This window comes from Streptomyces sp. NPDC000348, assembly GCF_042898795.1.
Taxonomy (GTDB): Bacteria; Actinomycetota; Actinomycetes; order Streptomycetales; family Streptomycetaceae; genus Streptomyces.
This window is the reverse complement of the sequence record NZ_JBIAZD010000003.1, coordinates 250,341-264,991: the sequence shown is the minus strand read 5'-3', so window position 1 is coordinate 264,991 and position 14,651 is coordinate 250,341. Positions and strand designations below refer to the sequence as shown.

Annotated in this window: 13 protein-coding genes; 4 read left to right on the top strand and 9 right to left on the bottom strand. The window is 73.3% G+C overall.

Going from position 1 to position 14,651, the window contains the following annotated elements; all coding sequences use genetic code 11:
- Positions 1-38: 38 nt before the first annotated feature.
- Together ACFY3N_RS08085 and ACFY3N_RS08080 are read left to right on the top strand one after the other, a co-directional pair.
- Positions 39-1,061, top strand: a complete 1,023-nt coding sequence (locus ACFY3N_RS08085; protein ID WP_390815779.1) for an ATP-binding cassette domain-containing protein — start codon at positions 39-41, stop codon at positions 1,059-1,061.
- The gene (locus ACFY3N_RS08080; RefSeq protein ID WP_390815778.1) at positions 1,058-1,906 is read left to right on the top strand and encodes an ABC transporter permease; all 849 of its coding nucleotides are present in this window, start codon (positions 1,058-1,060) and stop codon (positions 1,904-1,906) included. The genes ACFY3N_RS08085 and ACFY3N_RS08080 overlap by 4 nt, the downstream gene beginning before the upstream one ends.
- Positions 1,907-1,936: 30 nt before the next feature.
- Here ACFY3N_RS08080 and ACFY3N_RS08075 read toward each other — a convergent pair whose 3' ends face one another.
- The 6 genes from ACFY3N_RS08075 to pdhA form a co-directional block, all read right to left on the bottom strand.
- Positions 1,937-3,031 carry a potassium channel family protein gene (locus ACFY3N_RS08075; protein WP_390815777.1) on the bottom strand — a complete coding sequence of 365 codons (1,095 nt, stop codon included), beginning with the start codon at positions 3,029-3,031 and terminating at the stop codon, positions 1,937-1,939.
- The gene (locus ACFY3N_RS08070; RefSeq protein WP_390815776.1) at positions 3,028-4,380 is read right to left on the bottom strand and encodes a molybdopterin molybdotransferase MoeA; all 1,353 of its coding nucleotides are present in this window, start codon (positions 4,378-4,380) and stop codon (positions 3,028-3,030) included. The genes ACFY3N_RS08075 and ACFY3N_RS08070 overlap by 4 nt, the downstream gene beginning before the upstream one ends.
- On the bottom strand, positions 4,380-5,390 hold the full coding sequence (locus ACFY3N_RS08065) for an NTP transferase domain-containing protein (protein ID WP_390815775.1): 1,011 nt from the start codon (positions 5,388-5,390) through the stop codon (positions 4,380-4,382). The genes ACFY3N_RS08070 and ACFY3N_RS08065 overlap by 1 nt, the downstream gene beginning before the upstream one ends.
- Before the next feature lie 85 nt (positions 5,391-5,475).
- A complete protein-coding gene (locus ACFY3N_RS08060; protein ID WP_390815774.1) occupies positions 5,476-6,921 on the bottom strand; it encodes a dihydrolipoamide acetyltransferase family protein in 1,446 nt (481 codons plus the stop codon).
- The gene (locus ACFY3N_RS08055) at positions 6,921-7,925 is read right to left on the bottom strand and encodes an alpha-ketoacid dehydrogenase subunit beta (protein WP_390815773.1); all 1,005 of its coding nucleotides are present in this window, start codon (positions 7,923-7,925) and stop codon (positions 6,921-6,923) included. The genes ACFY3N_RS08060 and ACFY3N_RS08055 overlap by 1 nt, the downstream gene beginning before the upstream one ends.
- Entirely contained in the window at positions 7,925-9,064 is a 1,140-nt protein-coding gene (gene pdhA, locus ACFY3N_RS08050) for a pyruvate dehydrogenase (acetyl-transferring) E1 component subunit alpha (RefSeq protein WP_390815772.1), read from the bottom strand. The genes ACFY3N_RS08055 and pdhA overlap by 1 nt, the downstream gene beginning before the upstream one ends.
- 183 nt (positions 9,065-9,247) lie before the next feature.
- Here pdhA and ACFY3N_RS08045 point away from each other — a divergent pair, with 183 nt between their 5' ends.
- Positions 9,248-9,733, top strand: a complete 486-nt coding sequence (locus tag ACFY3N_RS08045; protein ID WP_390816058.1) for an Lrp/AsnC family transcriptional regulator — start codon at positions 9,248-9,250, stop codon at positions 9,731-9,733.
- An 8-nt stretch (positions 9,734-9,741) separates the two neighbouring features.
- Here the strand turns inward: ACFY3N_RS08045 and ACFY3N_RS08040 are convergent, their stop codons facing one another.
- Both ACFY3N_RS08040 and ACFY3N_RS08035 read right to left on the bottom strand, forming a co-directional pair.
- Complete coding sequence (locus ACFY3N_RS08040; protein ID WP_390815771.1) at positions 9,742-10,332, bottom strand: TetR/AcrR family transcriptional regulator; 591 nt, start codon at positions 10,330-10,332, stop codon at positions 9,742-9,744.
- Positions 10,329-11,843 carry a 3-hydroxyacyl-CoA dehydrogenase gene (locus ACFY3N_RS08035; protein ID WP_390815770.1) on the bottom strand — a complete coding sequence of 505 codons (1,515 nt, stop codon included), beginning with the start codon at positions 11,841-11,843 and terminating at the stop codon, positions 10,329-10,331. The genes ACFY3N_RS08040 and ACFY3N_RS08035 overlap by 4 nt, the downstream gene beginning before the upstream one ends.
- Before the next feature lie 161 nt (positions 11,844-12,004).
- Here ACFY3N_RS08035 and paaN point away from each other — a divergent pair, with 161 nt between their 5' ends.
- A complete protein-coding gene (gene paaN, locus ACFY3N_RS08030) occupies positions 12,005-13,696 on the top strand; it encodes a phenylacetic acid degradation protein PaaN (protein ID WP_390815769.1) in 1,692 nt (563 codons plus the stop codon).
- 172 nt (positions 13,697-13,868) lie between these two features.
- Here the strand turns inward: paaN and ACFY3N_RS08025 are convergent, their stop codons facing one another.
- Positions 13,869-14,648 carry a TrmH family RNA methyltransferase gene (locus ACFY3N_RS08025; RefSeq protein WP_390815768.1) on the bottom strand — a complete coding sequence of 260 codons (780 nt, stop codon included), beginning with the start codon at positions 14,646-14,648 and terminating at the stop codon, positions 13,869-13,871.
- Positions 14,649-14,651 lie beyond the last annotated feature (3 nt).

The window sequence follows — 14,651 nt, the reverse complement described above, 5'->3', positions numbered from 1 at the left end:
GTCCATGCGTAGCCCAAGCATGCGGAAGGACCCGAAGCATGAGCACGCAGACGTCCGGCCCGGCGATCGAGACCGCGGGCCTGGTCAAGACCTTCGGCGGGACACGGGCCGTCGACGGCGTCGACCTCACCGTGCCGGCCGGCACGGTGTACGGAGTCCTCGGACCGAACGGCGCCGGCAAGACCACCACCGTGAAGATGCTCGCCACCCTCCTGCGGCCCGACGGCGGCGAGGCCCATGTCTTCGGTCACGACATCGTGCGCGAGGCCGACGAGGTGCGCGGCCGGGTGAGCCTCACCGGCCAGTACGCGTCCGTGGACGAGGACCTCACCGGCACCGAGAACCTGGTCCTGCTGGGCCGGCTCCTCGGCCACCGCAAGCCCGCCGCCCGCACCCGCGCCGCCCAGCTCCTCGAGGCCTTCGGCCTCACGGACGCGGCCGGGAAGCAGGTCAAGCACTACTCCGGCGGCATGCGGCGCCGTATCGACATCGCCGCGTCCATCCTCAACACCCCCGACCTGCTGTTCCTCGACGAGCCGACGACCGGCCTGGACCCGCGCAGCCGCAATCAGGTGTGGGACATCGTGCGCGCGGTCGTCGCCCAGGGCACCACGGTGCTGCTGACCACGCAGTACCTGGACGAGGCCGACCAGCTGGCGTCCCGGATCGCCGTCATCGACCGGGGCAAGGTGATCGCCGAGGGCACCAAGGGCGAGCTGAAGGCGTCCGTCGGCGCCGGATCCGTCCATCTGCGGCTGCGGGATCCACGGCAGCGGCCGCTCGCCGCCGACCTGCTGCGCCGCGTCCTCGACGCGCGGGTGCAGACCGAGCCCGACCCGGTGGCGCTGACCGCCCGCCTCGCCGCCTCCGCGAACCGCGACACGGCCGCCGAACAGGCCGCCCGCGCGCTGGGCGAACTGGCCCGCGCCGGCGTCACCGTCGACAACTTCTCACTCGGCCAGCCCAGCCTGGACGAGGTGTTCCTGGCCCTCACCGGCCACGACACGCACGCATCCGGCCAGGACGGCTCCCACGACCCGAAGGACGAGGTGGCGGCATGAGCACCACGACGACCACCGAGAGCGCCGAGCTCGCCCCGGTGCGCACCGACTCCCTCGCCGAACTGCTGGTCGCCGAGGAGCGGCCGCCGCGGCCCGGCGCGTGGTCGGCCTCGCTGACCTTCGGCTGGCGGGCGATCCTGAAGATCAAGCATGTGCCGGAGCAGCTGTTCGACGTGACGGCGTTCCCGATCATGATGGTGCTGATGTACACGTACCTGTTCGGCGGGGCTCTGGCCGGGTCGCCGAAGGAGTACATCCAGTTCCTGCTGCCCGGCATCCTGGTGATGTCGGTCGTGATGATCACCATGTACACCGGCGTCTCGGTCAACACGGACATCGAGAAGGGCGTCTTCGACCGGTTCCGCAGCCTGCCGATCTGGCGGCCGTCGACGATGGTCGGCTATCTGCTCGGCGACGCCCTGCGCTACACCATCGCGTCGGTCGTGATGCTGACCGTCGGCATGATCCTCGGCTACCGCGCCGACGGCGGGGTGGCCGGAGTGCTCGCCGGGATCGCGCTGCTGGTGCTGTTCTCGTTCGCCTTCTCGTGGATCTGGACCATGTTCGGGCTGATGCTGCGCACCGAGAAGTCGGTGATGGGCGTCAGCATGATGGTGATCTTCCCGCTCACCTTCCTGTCCAACGTCTTCGTCGACCCGCGCACCATGCCCGGCTGGCTCCAGGCGTTCGTCAACAACAGCCCCGTCACGCACCTGGCGTCCGCGGTGCGCGGACTGATGGCGGGTGACTGGCCGGCCGACGAGATCGCCTGGACGCTGGGCTGGGCCGGACTGTTCGTGGTGGTCTTCGGGCCGGTCACGATGCGGCTGTACAACCGGAAGTAGACGCGGCCCTACGACCGGGAGCAGCCGGCCTCAGCCGCGGAGCGGGCGGATGTCGGGCGCGATCTGCGTGCCCGGCGTCGCCCGCACGATCGTGATCAGGCGGTCCGTCAGCTCCAGCGTCCCGACGTCCGGGTCGTCGTAGCCGAGCACCCGGTGCCCGCGGACGACGCTCACCACCAGGTCGCCGACCTCGCGGGGCGTCTTGCCCACTTCGGCCTTTATGACCGGCCGCTCCACGATGTCGAGCCCGGAACCCTGCTGGATGAGGTCCTCCATGACCATGCCGGCCGAGGGGCTGAGCACGGACAGTCCGAGCAGCCGCCCGGCCGCGCTGGCGCTGGTGATGACCGCGTCGGCTCCCGACTGCTTCAGCAGCGGGGCGTTCTCCTCCTCGCGCACCGCGGCCACGATCTTCGCGCCCCGGTTGAGCTGCCGCGCCGTCAGCGTCACGAGGACGGCCGTGTCGTCGCGCTGCGTCGCGATGATGATCTGCCGGGCCCGCTGTACCTCGGCCCGCTTCAGCACCTCGCTGCGCGTGGCGTCCCCTATGACACCCGCGTAGCCGTCCGCCGTGGCCGCGTCGATCGCCTTCGCGCTGGGGTCGACGACCACGACCTGCTCCTTCCTGAGCCCGGTCGCGCAGACGGTCTTGATCGCGGACCTGCCCTTGGTGCCGAACCCGACGACGACGGTGTGATCGCGCAACGCGGACCTCCAGCGGTTCAGTCGCCACTCCTCCCGCGTGCGTTCGGTGAGGGCCTCGAGGGTGGTGCCGACCAGGATGATCAGGAACAGCACGCGCAGCGGCGTGATGACGAAGATGTTGGTGAGCCGGGCGGCGTCACTGACCGGCGTGATGTCGCCGTACCCGGTGGTGGAGAGGGTGACGGTCGCGTAGTAGAACGCGTCGAGGAGATCGATGGATCCGTCGGAGTTGTCGTTGTAGCCGTCGTGGTCGGCGTAGACGATGAACGCCGTCACCACCAGCACCACCAGGGCCCACGACAGTCGTTTGGCGACCTGGCGGATCGGGTGCTCCACCAGTTTCCTCGGCAGTTTCACCCGGTGGGTCACCAGGTGTTCGTCCGCCTGGCGGGCGATGGCGTCCTGACCCGGAAGTTTCACGTGAAACACACCCCGATGCCCCCGGACGTCCAGGGCAGGTCGAGCAGTTCCGCCTCCTGGCCGGGCCGGGCCCCGCCGGGCGGTACGACGGCGAGCGCGTCGGCCGCCGCGATGCCGCGCAGCATGGCCGGGCCGTTGTAGAGCAGCGGCAGCGCCCGGTCGCCGCGCAGGGCGACGGGGACCAGCCGGGTGTCGTGCGGGTGCCCCTGCACCCCGTCGCGCAGCGGCAGCGTGTACGGCTCGGGGGCGGGGCGGGCCGCGAGGGTGCGCAGCAGGGGCTCGGCGAGCGTGAACAGACCGGAGACGGCGGCGAGGGGGTTGCCGGGCAGACCGACGAGGTGCTGGTCGTCCTTGGTGCGGGCCAGGAGCATGGGGTGGCCGGGGCGCACCTTGACGCCGTCCACGAGGAGGTCGGCGCCGATGCGGCGCAGCGTGGGGTGTACGTGGTCGACCGGACCCGCGGCGGTGCCGCCGGTGGTGACGACGACATCGGCGTCGGACGCCGTGACGGCCTCGTACAGCGCCTCTTCGTCGTCGCCGACCCGGCGTACTGCGGTCACCTCCGCGCCGAGCGCGCGCAGCCAGGACGGCAGCAGCGGGCCGAGCGCGTCCCGGATCAGCCCGTCGTGCGGCAGGCCCTCGCCGAGCAGTTCGTCGCCGAGGACGAACACGTCGACGCGGGGGCGGGGGACGGCGGTGAGCGTGTCGTATCCGGCGGCGGCGGCCATGCCCAGCACGGGCGGGGTCACCGGGGTGCCCACGGGCAGCAGCTGGTCGCCGCTGCGGCACTCCTGGCCGCGGGGGCGGATGTCCTGGCCGTGGGTGACCGTGTGCGGCGGACGGGTGGCGCCGGTGACGTGCAGCCGGCCCTTGTCGTCGGTGCGGCCGTGCTCACTGCGGAGTACGGCGGTGGTGTCCGGGGGGACGCGGGCGCCGGTGGCGATGCGGACGGCCTCGCCGTCGGTGAGCGGCGGGTGCGCGGCGTGCCCGGCGAGGACGCCCTCGTCCCGCAGGGACCAGGGACCGGGCCCGGAGACCGCCCAGCCGTCCATCGCGGAGGTGTCGAAGGAGGGCAGGTCGGTGAGGGCGGTGAGGGGGACTGCGAGGGTGAGGCCCAGGGCGGAGGCGAGGGGGACGGCGGCCGGGGCCAGGTGACCGGGGCGACCGCCGGTGCCGCGGCACGGGGCGCGTTCGGCGACGGCCCGGGCGTCGGTCCAGGCGGTGGCGTCGTGGTGCGGGTGGCGGGGGGTGGCGGGAGCGGGGCCGGGGTGTTTCTTCACGAGGGCGAGCGCCTCCTCGACGTCGAGGTCGTCGGCGTTCTCGTCGGCCCGGGTGGCGCGCGCGGTCATCAGGCGTCCGGGCGGGTGTCGGGGGTGGCGTCGGGCGCCACGTCACCGGGTTCGACGCCGGGTTCGACGCCGGAAGACACGGTGCCCGCGGTGTCTGCGGTGGCCGGGCTGTCGGGGGTTTCCTCGTCGGCCCAGCGCAGGGCGAGCGCCGCGGCCTTGCGGGCCGCCTCGGCGACGGCCTCCCGGTCGCCGCCCGCCCTGGCGGCCGCGTAGCCGACGAGGAAGGTGGTCAGCGGTGCGGCGGGCCGGGCCACCCCGTGGGCGGCGTCGCGGGCGAGGTCGAGCAGTACGCCGGTGTCGACGTCCAGGTCGATGCCCAGCTCGTCCTTGACTGCGGAGATCCATTCATCCAACACGTGTCCATGCTCCCTGATGCGTGCCCTGGCGGTGGCGATGTCGTCCCAGGTGTCGCAGTCGAAGGACGCCACCGGGTCGGAGATGCGGGTGAGATCGAGCGAACCGGTCAGCCGGCGCAGGGGCAGCCCGGTCAGCTCGCCGTGCCGGCCGGTGAGCACGGCCAGTTCGCGGCGCAGGGACCCGGTCCGGTACGCCGCGACGAGCGGCTGGTCCCGGCCGTCGGAGTCGGTCAGCAGCACGCCGTCGGCGGTGCCGTGGCGAAGGGGCGTCAGCAGTCCTCGCACGGTGCGGTGACCGAGGAAGGGCAGGTCGGCGGAGAGCACGACGACGTGGTCGGCCGTGGTGTGCCGGAGCCCGGCGGCGAGCGCGGCCAGGGGTCCGCCGCCCGGGGGGTCCTCGCGGGCCCAGAGCACGGGCCGGGCGGTGGGGCGGGGACCGGCGACGACCACCGTGGTCCGGGCGTCGGCGCAGGCCGCGAGCACCCGGTCGAGCAGCGCCCGTCCGCCCACCCGCACGCCGGGCTTGTCCGCTCCCCCGAGCCGCCGGGCGGCGCCACCGGCGAGCACGACGGCGTCGTACGCGGAGTCGGGGCCCCCGGGGGGACCGCCGGGAGGATCACCGGAGGAATCGCCGGGTGGCTGATACTCGGTCACCCTCCGAGTATGCGTGCCCCCCGCGATCACCGGGAACGCGGGGGCGCCGGGACACGGTCGGAGAGACCGGTGGCTCGAAGCGGACTCACAGCGTCCGCAGCAGCACCGCCGGCTGTTCGACGCAGTCCGCCACGTACCGCAGGAAGCCTCCCGCGGTGCCGCCGTCGCAGACCCGGTGGTCGAAGGTGAGCGAGAGCTGCACGACCTGCCGCACCGCCAGCTCGCCCTCGTGCACCCATGGCTTGGGGACGATGCGGCCGACGCCGAGCATGGCGGCCTCGGGGTGGTTGACGATCGGTGTGGAGCCGTCGACGCCGAACACGCCGTAGTTGTTCAACGTGAAGGTGCCGCCGGTGAGTTCCGCGGGCGTCAGCGTCCCGGTCCGGGCCGCCTCGGTCAGCCGCGCGAACTCCGCCGTGAGCGACTCCGCGTCCCGCGTGTGCGCGTCCCGGACGACGGGGACGACCAGCCCCCGGTCGGTCTGCGCGGCGAAGCCGAGGTGCACGTCCGCGTACTGGACGATCTCCCTGGCCCCGGTGTCCACCGAGGAGTTGAGCTCGGGGAAGCGGGCGAGCGCGGCGGTGCAGATGCGGGCCAGCAGGGCGATGACGGATATCTTCGGCCCGCCGGAGGCGTTCATCGCGGCGCGGGTCCGCATCAGTTCGGTCGCGTCGGCGTCCACCCAGCAGGTGGCGTCGGGGATCTCGGTGCGGCTGCGGGAGAGCTTGTCGGCGACGGTCCCGCGGATGCCCTTGAGGGGGACACGGGTGACGCCCGGGGAGTCCGCGGCCGGTGCCGGCGCGTCCGCCCGGCCGGCCCGCGCGTGCGGTTCGCCGGCCGTCGCGCCCGTACGGCCCCGGGCGGCGGCGGCACGCAGGGCGTACTCCACGTCCGCGCGGAGGATCAGCCCCTCGGGGCCGGAACCGGTCAGCTCCCGCAGGTCCAGGCCGTTCTGCCGGGCCAGCCTGCGCACCAGGGGCGAGATCACGGGGACGGGGCCGTCCACCGCGCCCGGGGTGCGGGCCTGCGCGGCGGCGGGCTGCGCGGTCCTGGGCCGTCCGTTCGCCACGTGTACGGAAGGGGCGGCGGGGGTCGCGGACGCGGTGGGGGTCGCGGACGCGGCGGGAACCGCCCGCGGCGGACGGACGCGGCGGCGCCGGGCCGGTGCCTGAGCGGTGCCGTAGCCGACCAGGACGTTGCCGGAGCCCTCGGCGGCGGGGGTCCGGTCGCGGCCGCCCTCGGATTCGGCGGGGCCCGCGTCCCCGGCCGGGCGGCCGTCGGCCGGCTCGCCCACCGCCACCGTCAGCAGCGGAGCGCCGACGGGCAGCTCCGTGCCCTCCGCGCCGAAGCGGGCCGTGACGACACCCCCGTAGGGGCAAGGCACGTCCACCATCGCCTTGGCCGTCTCGACCTCGACGACCGGCTGGTCCACGGCGACGACGTCACCGACCTCGACCAGCCAGCGCACGATCTCCGCCTCGGTGAGCCCCTCCCCGAGGTCGGGCAGCTTGAACTCCAGCACCTGTGCCATCAGCTCTCGGCCTCCCATTGCAGACGCCCCACGGCGTCCAGGATCCGGTCCACACCGGGCAGGTGGTGGCGCTCCAGCATCGGCGGCGGGTACGGCAGGTCGAACCCGGCCACACGCAGCACCGGCGCCTCCAGGTGGTGGAAGCAGCGCTCCGTGACCCGGGCCGCGATCTCCCCGCCCGGGCCGCCGAAGCCACCCGACTCGTGGACGACGACCGCGCGCCCCGTCCGCCGTACCGAGGCGCACACCGTCTCGTCGTCGAACGGCACCAGGGAGCGCAGATCGACGACTTCGAGGTCCCAGCCCTCGGCCCGGGCCGCCTCGGCCGCCTCCATGCAGACGGGTACGGACGGCCCGTACGTGATGAGCGTGGCGCTCCGCCCCGAGCGCCGCACCACCGCACGGCCTATCGGTTCAACGGCCGTCGGCTCCTGTGGGTTCCAGGAGTCCTTCGACCAGTAGAGCCGCTTGGGCTCCAGGAAGACGACCGGGTCGTCGGAGGCGATGGCGGCGCGCAGCAGCCCGTAGGCGTCCGCGACGGTCGCGGGCGTGACGACATGGAGCCCCGGAGTCGCCATGTAGTACGCCTCGGAGGAGTCGCTGTGGTGCTCGACCCCGCCGATGCCGCCGCCGTAGGGGACGCGGACGGTGAGCGGCAGGGGCATCCTCCCGCGCGTGCGGTTGCGCGTCTTCGCGACGTGCGAGACGAGCTGCTCGAACGCCGGGTAGGCGAACGCGTCGAACTGCATCTCCACGACCGGCCGCAGCCCGTACATGGCCATGCCCACGGCCGTGCCGAGGATGCCCGCCTCGGCCAGCGGGGTGTCCGTGCAGCGGTCCGCGCCGAACTCCTCGGCGAGTCCGTCGGTGACCCGGAAGACACCGCCGAGGGTGCCGACGTCCTCGCCCATGACGTGCACGGACGCGTCGGCGGCCATGGCGTCGCGCAGGGCGCGCGTGAGGGCCTGTGCCATGGTGGCCGGCTTGACGGCGACGGTGGTCATCACTGCGCCCCTTCCGGTTCGGCCTCGGCCGCCAGCTCGGCCCGCAGCTGCTCGCGCTGCTCCAGCAGCTGCGGGGTGGGCTCGGCGTAGACGTGGGCGAAGAGGTCCATGGGGTCGAGCTCCGGGTCCTCGTTCATGCGGGCGCGCAAGGAGGCGGCCAGGGTCTCGGCGTCCTGACGGGCGGTCTCGACACCGGCCTCGTCGAGCAGTCCGCGCCCGGTCAGCTCGCGCTCCAGCAGCGCGATCGGGTCGTGCCGCTTCCAGGTCTCGACCTCGGCGTCGCCGCGGTAGCGGGTGGCGTCGTCGGCGTTGGTGTGGGCCTCCACGCGGTACGTGATCGCCTCGACCAGGGTCGGACCACCGCCCGCGCGGGCGCGGCGTACGGCGTCGGCCAGGACCTCGTGCACGGCGGCGGCGTCGTTGCCGTCCACCAGGCGGCCGGGCATGCCGTAGCCGACGGCCTTGTGGGCCAGCGACGGGGCCGCGGTCTGCTTGGCGAGCGGTACGGAGATCGCGAAGCCGTTGTTCTGGACGAGGAAGACGACCGGGGCCTGCCAGACGGCGGCGAAGTTCAGCGCCTCGTGGAAGTCGCCCTCGCTGGTGCCGCCGTCGCCGACCATGGCGAGCGCGACCACGTCGTCGCCCTTGAGGCGGGCGGCGTGGGCGAGACCGACGGCGTGCGGCAGCTGGGTGGCGAGCGGGGTGCTCAGCGGGGCCACGCGGTGCTCGTGGGGGTCGTAGCCGGTGTGCCAGTCGCCGCGCAGCAGGGTGAGGGCCTCGACGGGGTCCACCCCGCGCGCGACGACGGCGAGGGTGTCGCGGTAGCTCGGGAAGAGCCAGTCGCGCTCCTGGAGGACGAGCGCGGCGGCGACCTCGCAGGCCTCCTGGCCGGTGCTGGAGGGGTAGACCGCGAGACGGCCCTGCTTGGTGAGGGCGGTGGCCTGCGCGTTGTAGCGGCGGCCCTTCACCAGCTCCGCGTACAGCCGGCGCAGCAGCTCCGGGTCGGTCCCGGCGGCGGCCTCGGTGCCGAGGACGCGGTACGGCTCCGCGTCCGGCAGCAGCGGGGCGGGGTCGGTACGGGGCTGCCAGGCGGGCGGCGGGGTCGGCCGGTAGGCACCCCGCTGCTCCATGACCGTCATGACGGCACCTCCTCGTGGGATGTCGGAGGCGCGGCGTGTGACGCGCCTCACCAACCGATTGTTCGGTCGTCGGCACATTTTGGCTACGGGTGGCACCAGGCTGTGGACAAACGGTTCTCCACATTCTGAGATGGACGCAGGACGTCCACGGCGGAGAGGTGGGGGCGGGTGGCAGCTGAACAAATGGCCGAGGGCCAGGAGGGGACCGTGCCGCTCGCTCCCGCGCGGCCCCTGGACGCCATCGACCAGGACATCCTGCGGATGCTCCAGGCGGACGGCCGCGCCTCCGTGCGTTCGGTGGCCGAGCGGGTCCACGTCTCCCGCGCGAACGCGTACGCGCGCATCAACCGGCTGGTCGAGGACGGTGTCATCCGCGGCTTCGGGGCCCGCGTCGACCATGAGCGGGCCGGTCACGGGACGTCCGCGTACATCACCCTGAAGATCGTCCAGAACACCTGGCGCACGGTCCGCGAGCAGCTCCGGCAGCTTCCGGGCGCCTCGCACATCGCGCTGGTGGGAGGAGACTTCGACGTCCTGCTGCTGGTGCACACCCCCGACAACCGGGCGCTGCGCGAGCTGGTGCTCACCCGGCTCCAGGCGATCCCCGAGGTGCTGAGCACGCGCACGCTGCTGGTGTTCGAGGAGGAGGACCTGGAGCCGCAGGGGTGAGGGCGTCCTCAGGACACCTTGCGCAGCCCCCCGAAGGCCAGCTGGGCCACCGCGTCGGCCACCTCGCGCTCGCTCATGCCGCGCCCGTCCGGCCGGTACCACTCCACGATCGAGTTGATCATGCCGAAGACCAGCCGGGTCACCAGGCGCACCTCTATGTCCTCGCGCACGTCCCCGTCGGCCGCCGCCGCCTTCAGCAGCGCCGCCACCCGGTGGTCGAACTCGCGCCGCCGCTCCAGCGCCCACCGCTCGGTGTCCGTGTTGCCGCGCACCCGCAGCAGCAGCGTCACGTACGGCAGCTCGGCGATCAGCACCTCGACCATGCGCCGCACGACGTACTCCAGCCGCTCGGCGGCGCGCCCCACGCGCGCGTGCTCCTCGTCGAGGATGGCGAAGAGCCCGTCCAGGGCCCGGCTCACCGCGCGGCGCAGCAGTTCCTCCTTGCCTGCCACATGGTGGTAGATCGACGACTTGGAGATGCCGGCGGCCTTGGAGAGGTGCTCCATGGAGGTGCCGTCGTAGCCCCGCTCGTTGAACACCCGGACGGCGACGGACAGCAGCGTCTCCGGGGTGTAGGTGTCGCGCCTGGCGGTGGTCACGGGGTGTCCTCCCGCTTGCGGGAGGCGCACGCGTACCGGTGGAGCGCCAGGGAGGGCGCGTAGCGGCCGGACGGATCGATCCCGTGCAGTTCGTCCAGCAGGGCGCCGGCCCAGCCGCGGCCGAGGCGGCGGCTCCACTCGAAGGGACCCAGGGGGTAGTTCACGCCCAGCCGCATCGCGGTGTCGACGTCCTCCTCGGTGGCGACGCCCTTGGCGACGGCGTCGACCGCGAGGTCGATGATCCGCGCCACCGTCCGCGCGACGATCATCCCGGGGACGTCCCCGATGACGCTGACCTTCTTGCCGAGCGCCTGGAACAGTCCGGTGGCCTCGGCGACGGCCGCCGGGGAGGTGTCCTGGGCGTGGGACAGGGCGATGCGCGTGGCCGCGCGGTAGTCGAGGGCGAGGTCGAAGTAGACGACGTCGCGGAACTCCACGGAGGTCCGGCCGTCGGCGAGCACCAGCCGGCCGCCGCCGGGCAGCACCAGGCGCGTGCCGTTGTCCTCGTCCTCCTCGCGCACCTGGATCCCCGCCTCGCGGATCAGGGCGAGCAGGTCCGAGGCGGGCCCCAGATCACCCTCGGCGACCACGTACGCGGGCGGTTCGGCGGGCTCCGCGGTGCGCGGCTCGGGGCGCTCGGCACCGTCCCGGTGGTCGTACCAGCCCCGGCCGCTCTTGCGGCCCAGGCGGCCGGACTCGACCAGGCGGCGCTGGGCGAGCGAGGGGGTGAAGCGCACGTCCTGGAAGAAGGACTGCCAGACCGAGTGGGTGACGGACTCGTTGACGTCCTGGCCGATGAGGTCGGTCAGCTCGAAGGCGCCCATCCGGAAACCGCCCGACTCGCGCAGGACCGCGTCGATGGTGGCCGGGTCCGCGCCCTGTGACTCGTACACCGCGAAGGCCTCGGCGTAGAAGGGCCGGGCGACGCGGTTGACGATGAACCCGGGGGTGTCCGCGCAGGCGACGGGCGTCTTGCCCCAGGCGCGGGCCGTCTCGTACGCGCGCGTGGCGTACGAGACGTCCGTGGCGAAGCCGGAGACGACCTCGACGAGCGGCAGCAGCGGCGCGGGGTTGAAGAAGTGCAGGCCCACGAAGCGGCCGGGCACGCGCAGGGCGCCGCCGATCGCGGTGACCGAAAGGGAGGAGGTGTTGGTGGCGAGCAGACAGTCGTCGGAGACGACGTCCTCCAGCGCGCGCAGCAGTTCCCGCTTGACGTCGAGACGCTCCAGGACGGCCTCGACGACCAGGGAGGAACCGGCGAGTCCGGTGAGCTCCTCGACGGGCCGCAGACGGGCACGGGCCGCGTCCCGCTCGGCTGCGGTGAGGCGCTCCTTCTCCACCAGCCGGTCGAGCCGGGCGCCGATCGCTTCGGCCGCCTGACGGGCCCGCCCCGGGGCGGCGTCGTACAACCGCACCGGATGGCCCGCGACCAGCGCGACCTGGGCGATTCCCTGTCCCATGGTGCCGGTGCCGACCACGGCCACGGGACTGCTGAGGTCGAGTGCTGTCATGTGCGCGATCCTCCCGCACGGGGTTGTCCACAGATGCGGCGGACCCCCTTGTCCCGACCGATCGTTCGGTTACTCTAACTCTGACTGCCCTTTCCTGCCTACGTTTCCGCACAGGTCCATGAGCTCGACGAAGAGTTCCTGAGACGAGGAGTTGGTCCCGCATGGCCGCCGAACTCACCGCGCACGAGCTGATCGCCCGGCACCGCCCCACCCTGGACCAGGCGCTGGAAGCGATCCGCACGCGCGCGTACTGGTCGCCCCACCCCGAGCACCCCAAGGCCTACGGGGAGAACGGCAGCCTGGACATGGCGGCGGGCAAGGCCGCCTTCGACGCCCTGCTCGGCACCCGCCTCGACCTCGGCCAGCCCGGCACGGACGGCTGGGTGGACGGCGAGACCTCCCCGTACGGCATCGAGCTGGGCGTGAGCTACCCGCACGCGGACCCCGACGAGCTGCTGCCCGCCATGAAGGCGGGGATGCGGGCCTGGCGGGACGCGGGCGCGGAGACCCGCGCGGTGGTCTGCCTGGAGATCCTCAAGCGGATCAGCGACCGGACCATGGAGTTCGCCCAGGCGGTCATGCACACCTCCGGCCAGGCGTTCATGATGGCGTTCCAGGCCGGCGGCCCGCACGCGCAGGACCGCGGCATGGAGGCGGTGGCCTACGCGTACGCGGAGCAGGTCCGCACACCCGACACCGCGGAGTGGACCAAGCCGCAGGGCAAGCGCGACCCGCTCGCCCTCACCAAGCGGTTCGTCCCGGTCCCGCGCGGCATCGGCCTGGTCATCGGCTGCAACACCTTCCCGACGTGGAACGGCTACCCGGGCCTGTTCGCCTCCCTCGCCACCGGCAACGCGGTGCTGGTCAAGCCGCACCCCCGCGCGGTGCTGCCGCTCGCGCTCACCGTCCGGGTGGCCCGCCGGGTGCTCACCGAGGCCGGCTTCGACCCGAACCTGGTGGCGCTCGCCGCCGAGCGGCCCGGCGAGGGCATCGCCAGGACGCTGGCCACCCGTCCGGAGATCCGGATCATCGACTACACCGGCTCCACGGAGTTCGGCGACTGGCTGGAGGGCAACGCGCGCCAGGCCCAGGTGTACACCGAGAAGGCCGGCGTCAACACGGTGATCGTGGAGTCGACCGGCGACTACCGGGGGATGCTGGCCAACCTGGCGTTCTCCCTGTCGCTGTACAGCGGCCAGATGTGCACCACCCCGCAGAACCTGCTGATCCCGCGCGACGGCATCACCACCGACCAGGGCCCCAAGTCCTTCGACGAGGTCACCGCGGACCTGGCGAAGGCGGTCGACGGTCTGCTCGGCGACGACGCGCGCGCCAACGCGCTGCTGGGCGCGATCGTCAACCCGGACGTCAAGGCCCGTCTGGAGGCCGCCGCCGGGCTCGGCGAGGTCGCCCTCGCCTCCCGCGAGATCGCCCACCCGGAGTTCCCGGGCGCGGTGGTGCGCACACCAGTGATCGTGAAGCTCGACGGCGCCAAGCCGGACGCCGAGGCCGCGTACATGAGCGAGTGCTTCGGACCGGTCTCCTTCGTTGTCGCGGTCGACTCGGCCGACGACGCGGCGAAGCTGCTGCGGCGCACGATCCGCGAGAAGGGTGCGATGACGGTCGGCGCGTACACGACCTCCCCGGAGGTCGAGGAGACGGTGCGGGAGGTCTGCCTGGAGGAGGCCGCCCAGCTCTCCCTGAACCTCACCGGCGGGGTGTACGTCAACCAGACGGCCGCCTTCTCCGACTTCCACGGCTCCGGCGGCAACCCGGCGGCCAACGCGGCCCTGTGCGACGGCGCGTTCGTGGCCAACCGGTTCCGGGTGGTCGAGGTGCGCCGGGAGGCCTAGACCCTGTCGTCGAACTCCCGTCTGCCGCGCGACGCCGTGCACGCACTCTCGCCGCACCGGGCCCCGACCCGAGTACATCCGGTACGAGGGTCGGGGCCCGGCACGCCGGGAACACGCACCCGACGCCGCGCGGCCCGCCCTCCGGGCGGACGACGGGAGTGTGACGACAGGCCTAGCCGACGTGGGGAGCGCCCCCGGTGGCGCTCCAGTGGTACAGCGTCATGGCCGCACTGGTCGCGAGGTTGTAGCTGGAGACCTGGGGGCGCATCGGCAGCGCCACCAGATGGTCGGCCCGCGCGCGGAGCTCCGCCGACAGTCCGCTGCGCTCGGACCCGAAGGCCAGCAGCGCGTCGTCCGGCAGCTTCAGCGAGCGGATGTCCGCGCCCTCCGGGTCGAGCGCGAAGACCGGCCCGGGCGGCAGTTCGTCGACGGTCAGCCGCTCCACGGCGGTGGCGAAGTGCAGCCCCGCCCCGCCGCGTACGACGGTGGGGTGCCAGGGGTCGAGCGTGCCGGTGGTGACGACTCCGGTCGCCCCGAAACCGGCGGCCAGCCGGATCACCGCGCCCGCGTTGCCGAGGTTGCGCGGATTGTCCAGGACCACCACGGGCGCGGTGCGCGGGGTGTGCGCCAGCTTCTCGAGGTTGCCCGCGCGGGAGGGGCGTACGGCCAGGGCGGCCACGGCGGTGGGGTGCGGGCGCGGCACGAGAGCGGCGTACGTCTCGTGGGGCACCTCGGTCAGCAGCTCCGCCAGCGTGTCCCGCACGTCCCCGGCCAGCTCGTCGGCGAGCGCGAGCGCGCCGGCCCGGTCCGCGGTGAGCGCCATCCGGACCTCGGCCCCGAAGCGCACGGCGTGCTTGAGCGCGTGGAAGCCGTCGAGCAGCACGGCGGTGCCGGCCAGGCGGTGCCAGGCGGACACGAGGCCGGCCGGGGCCTCGGGAGCGGTGTCGGTCATGAC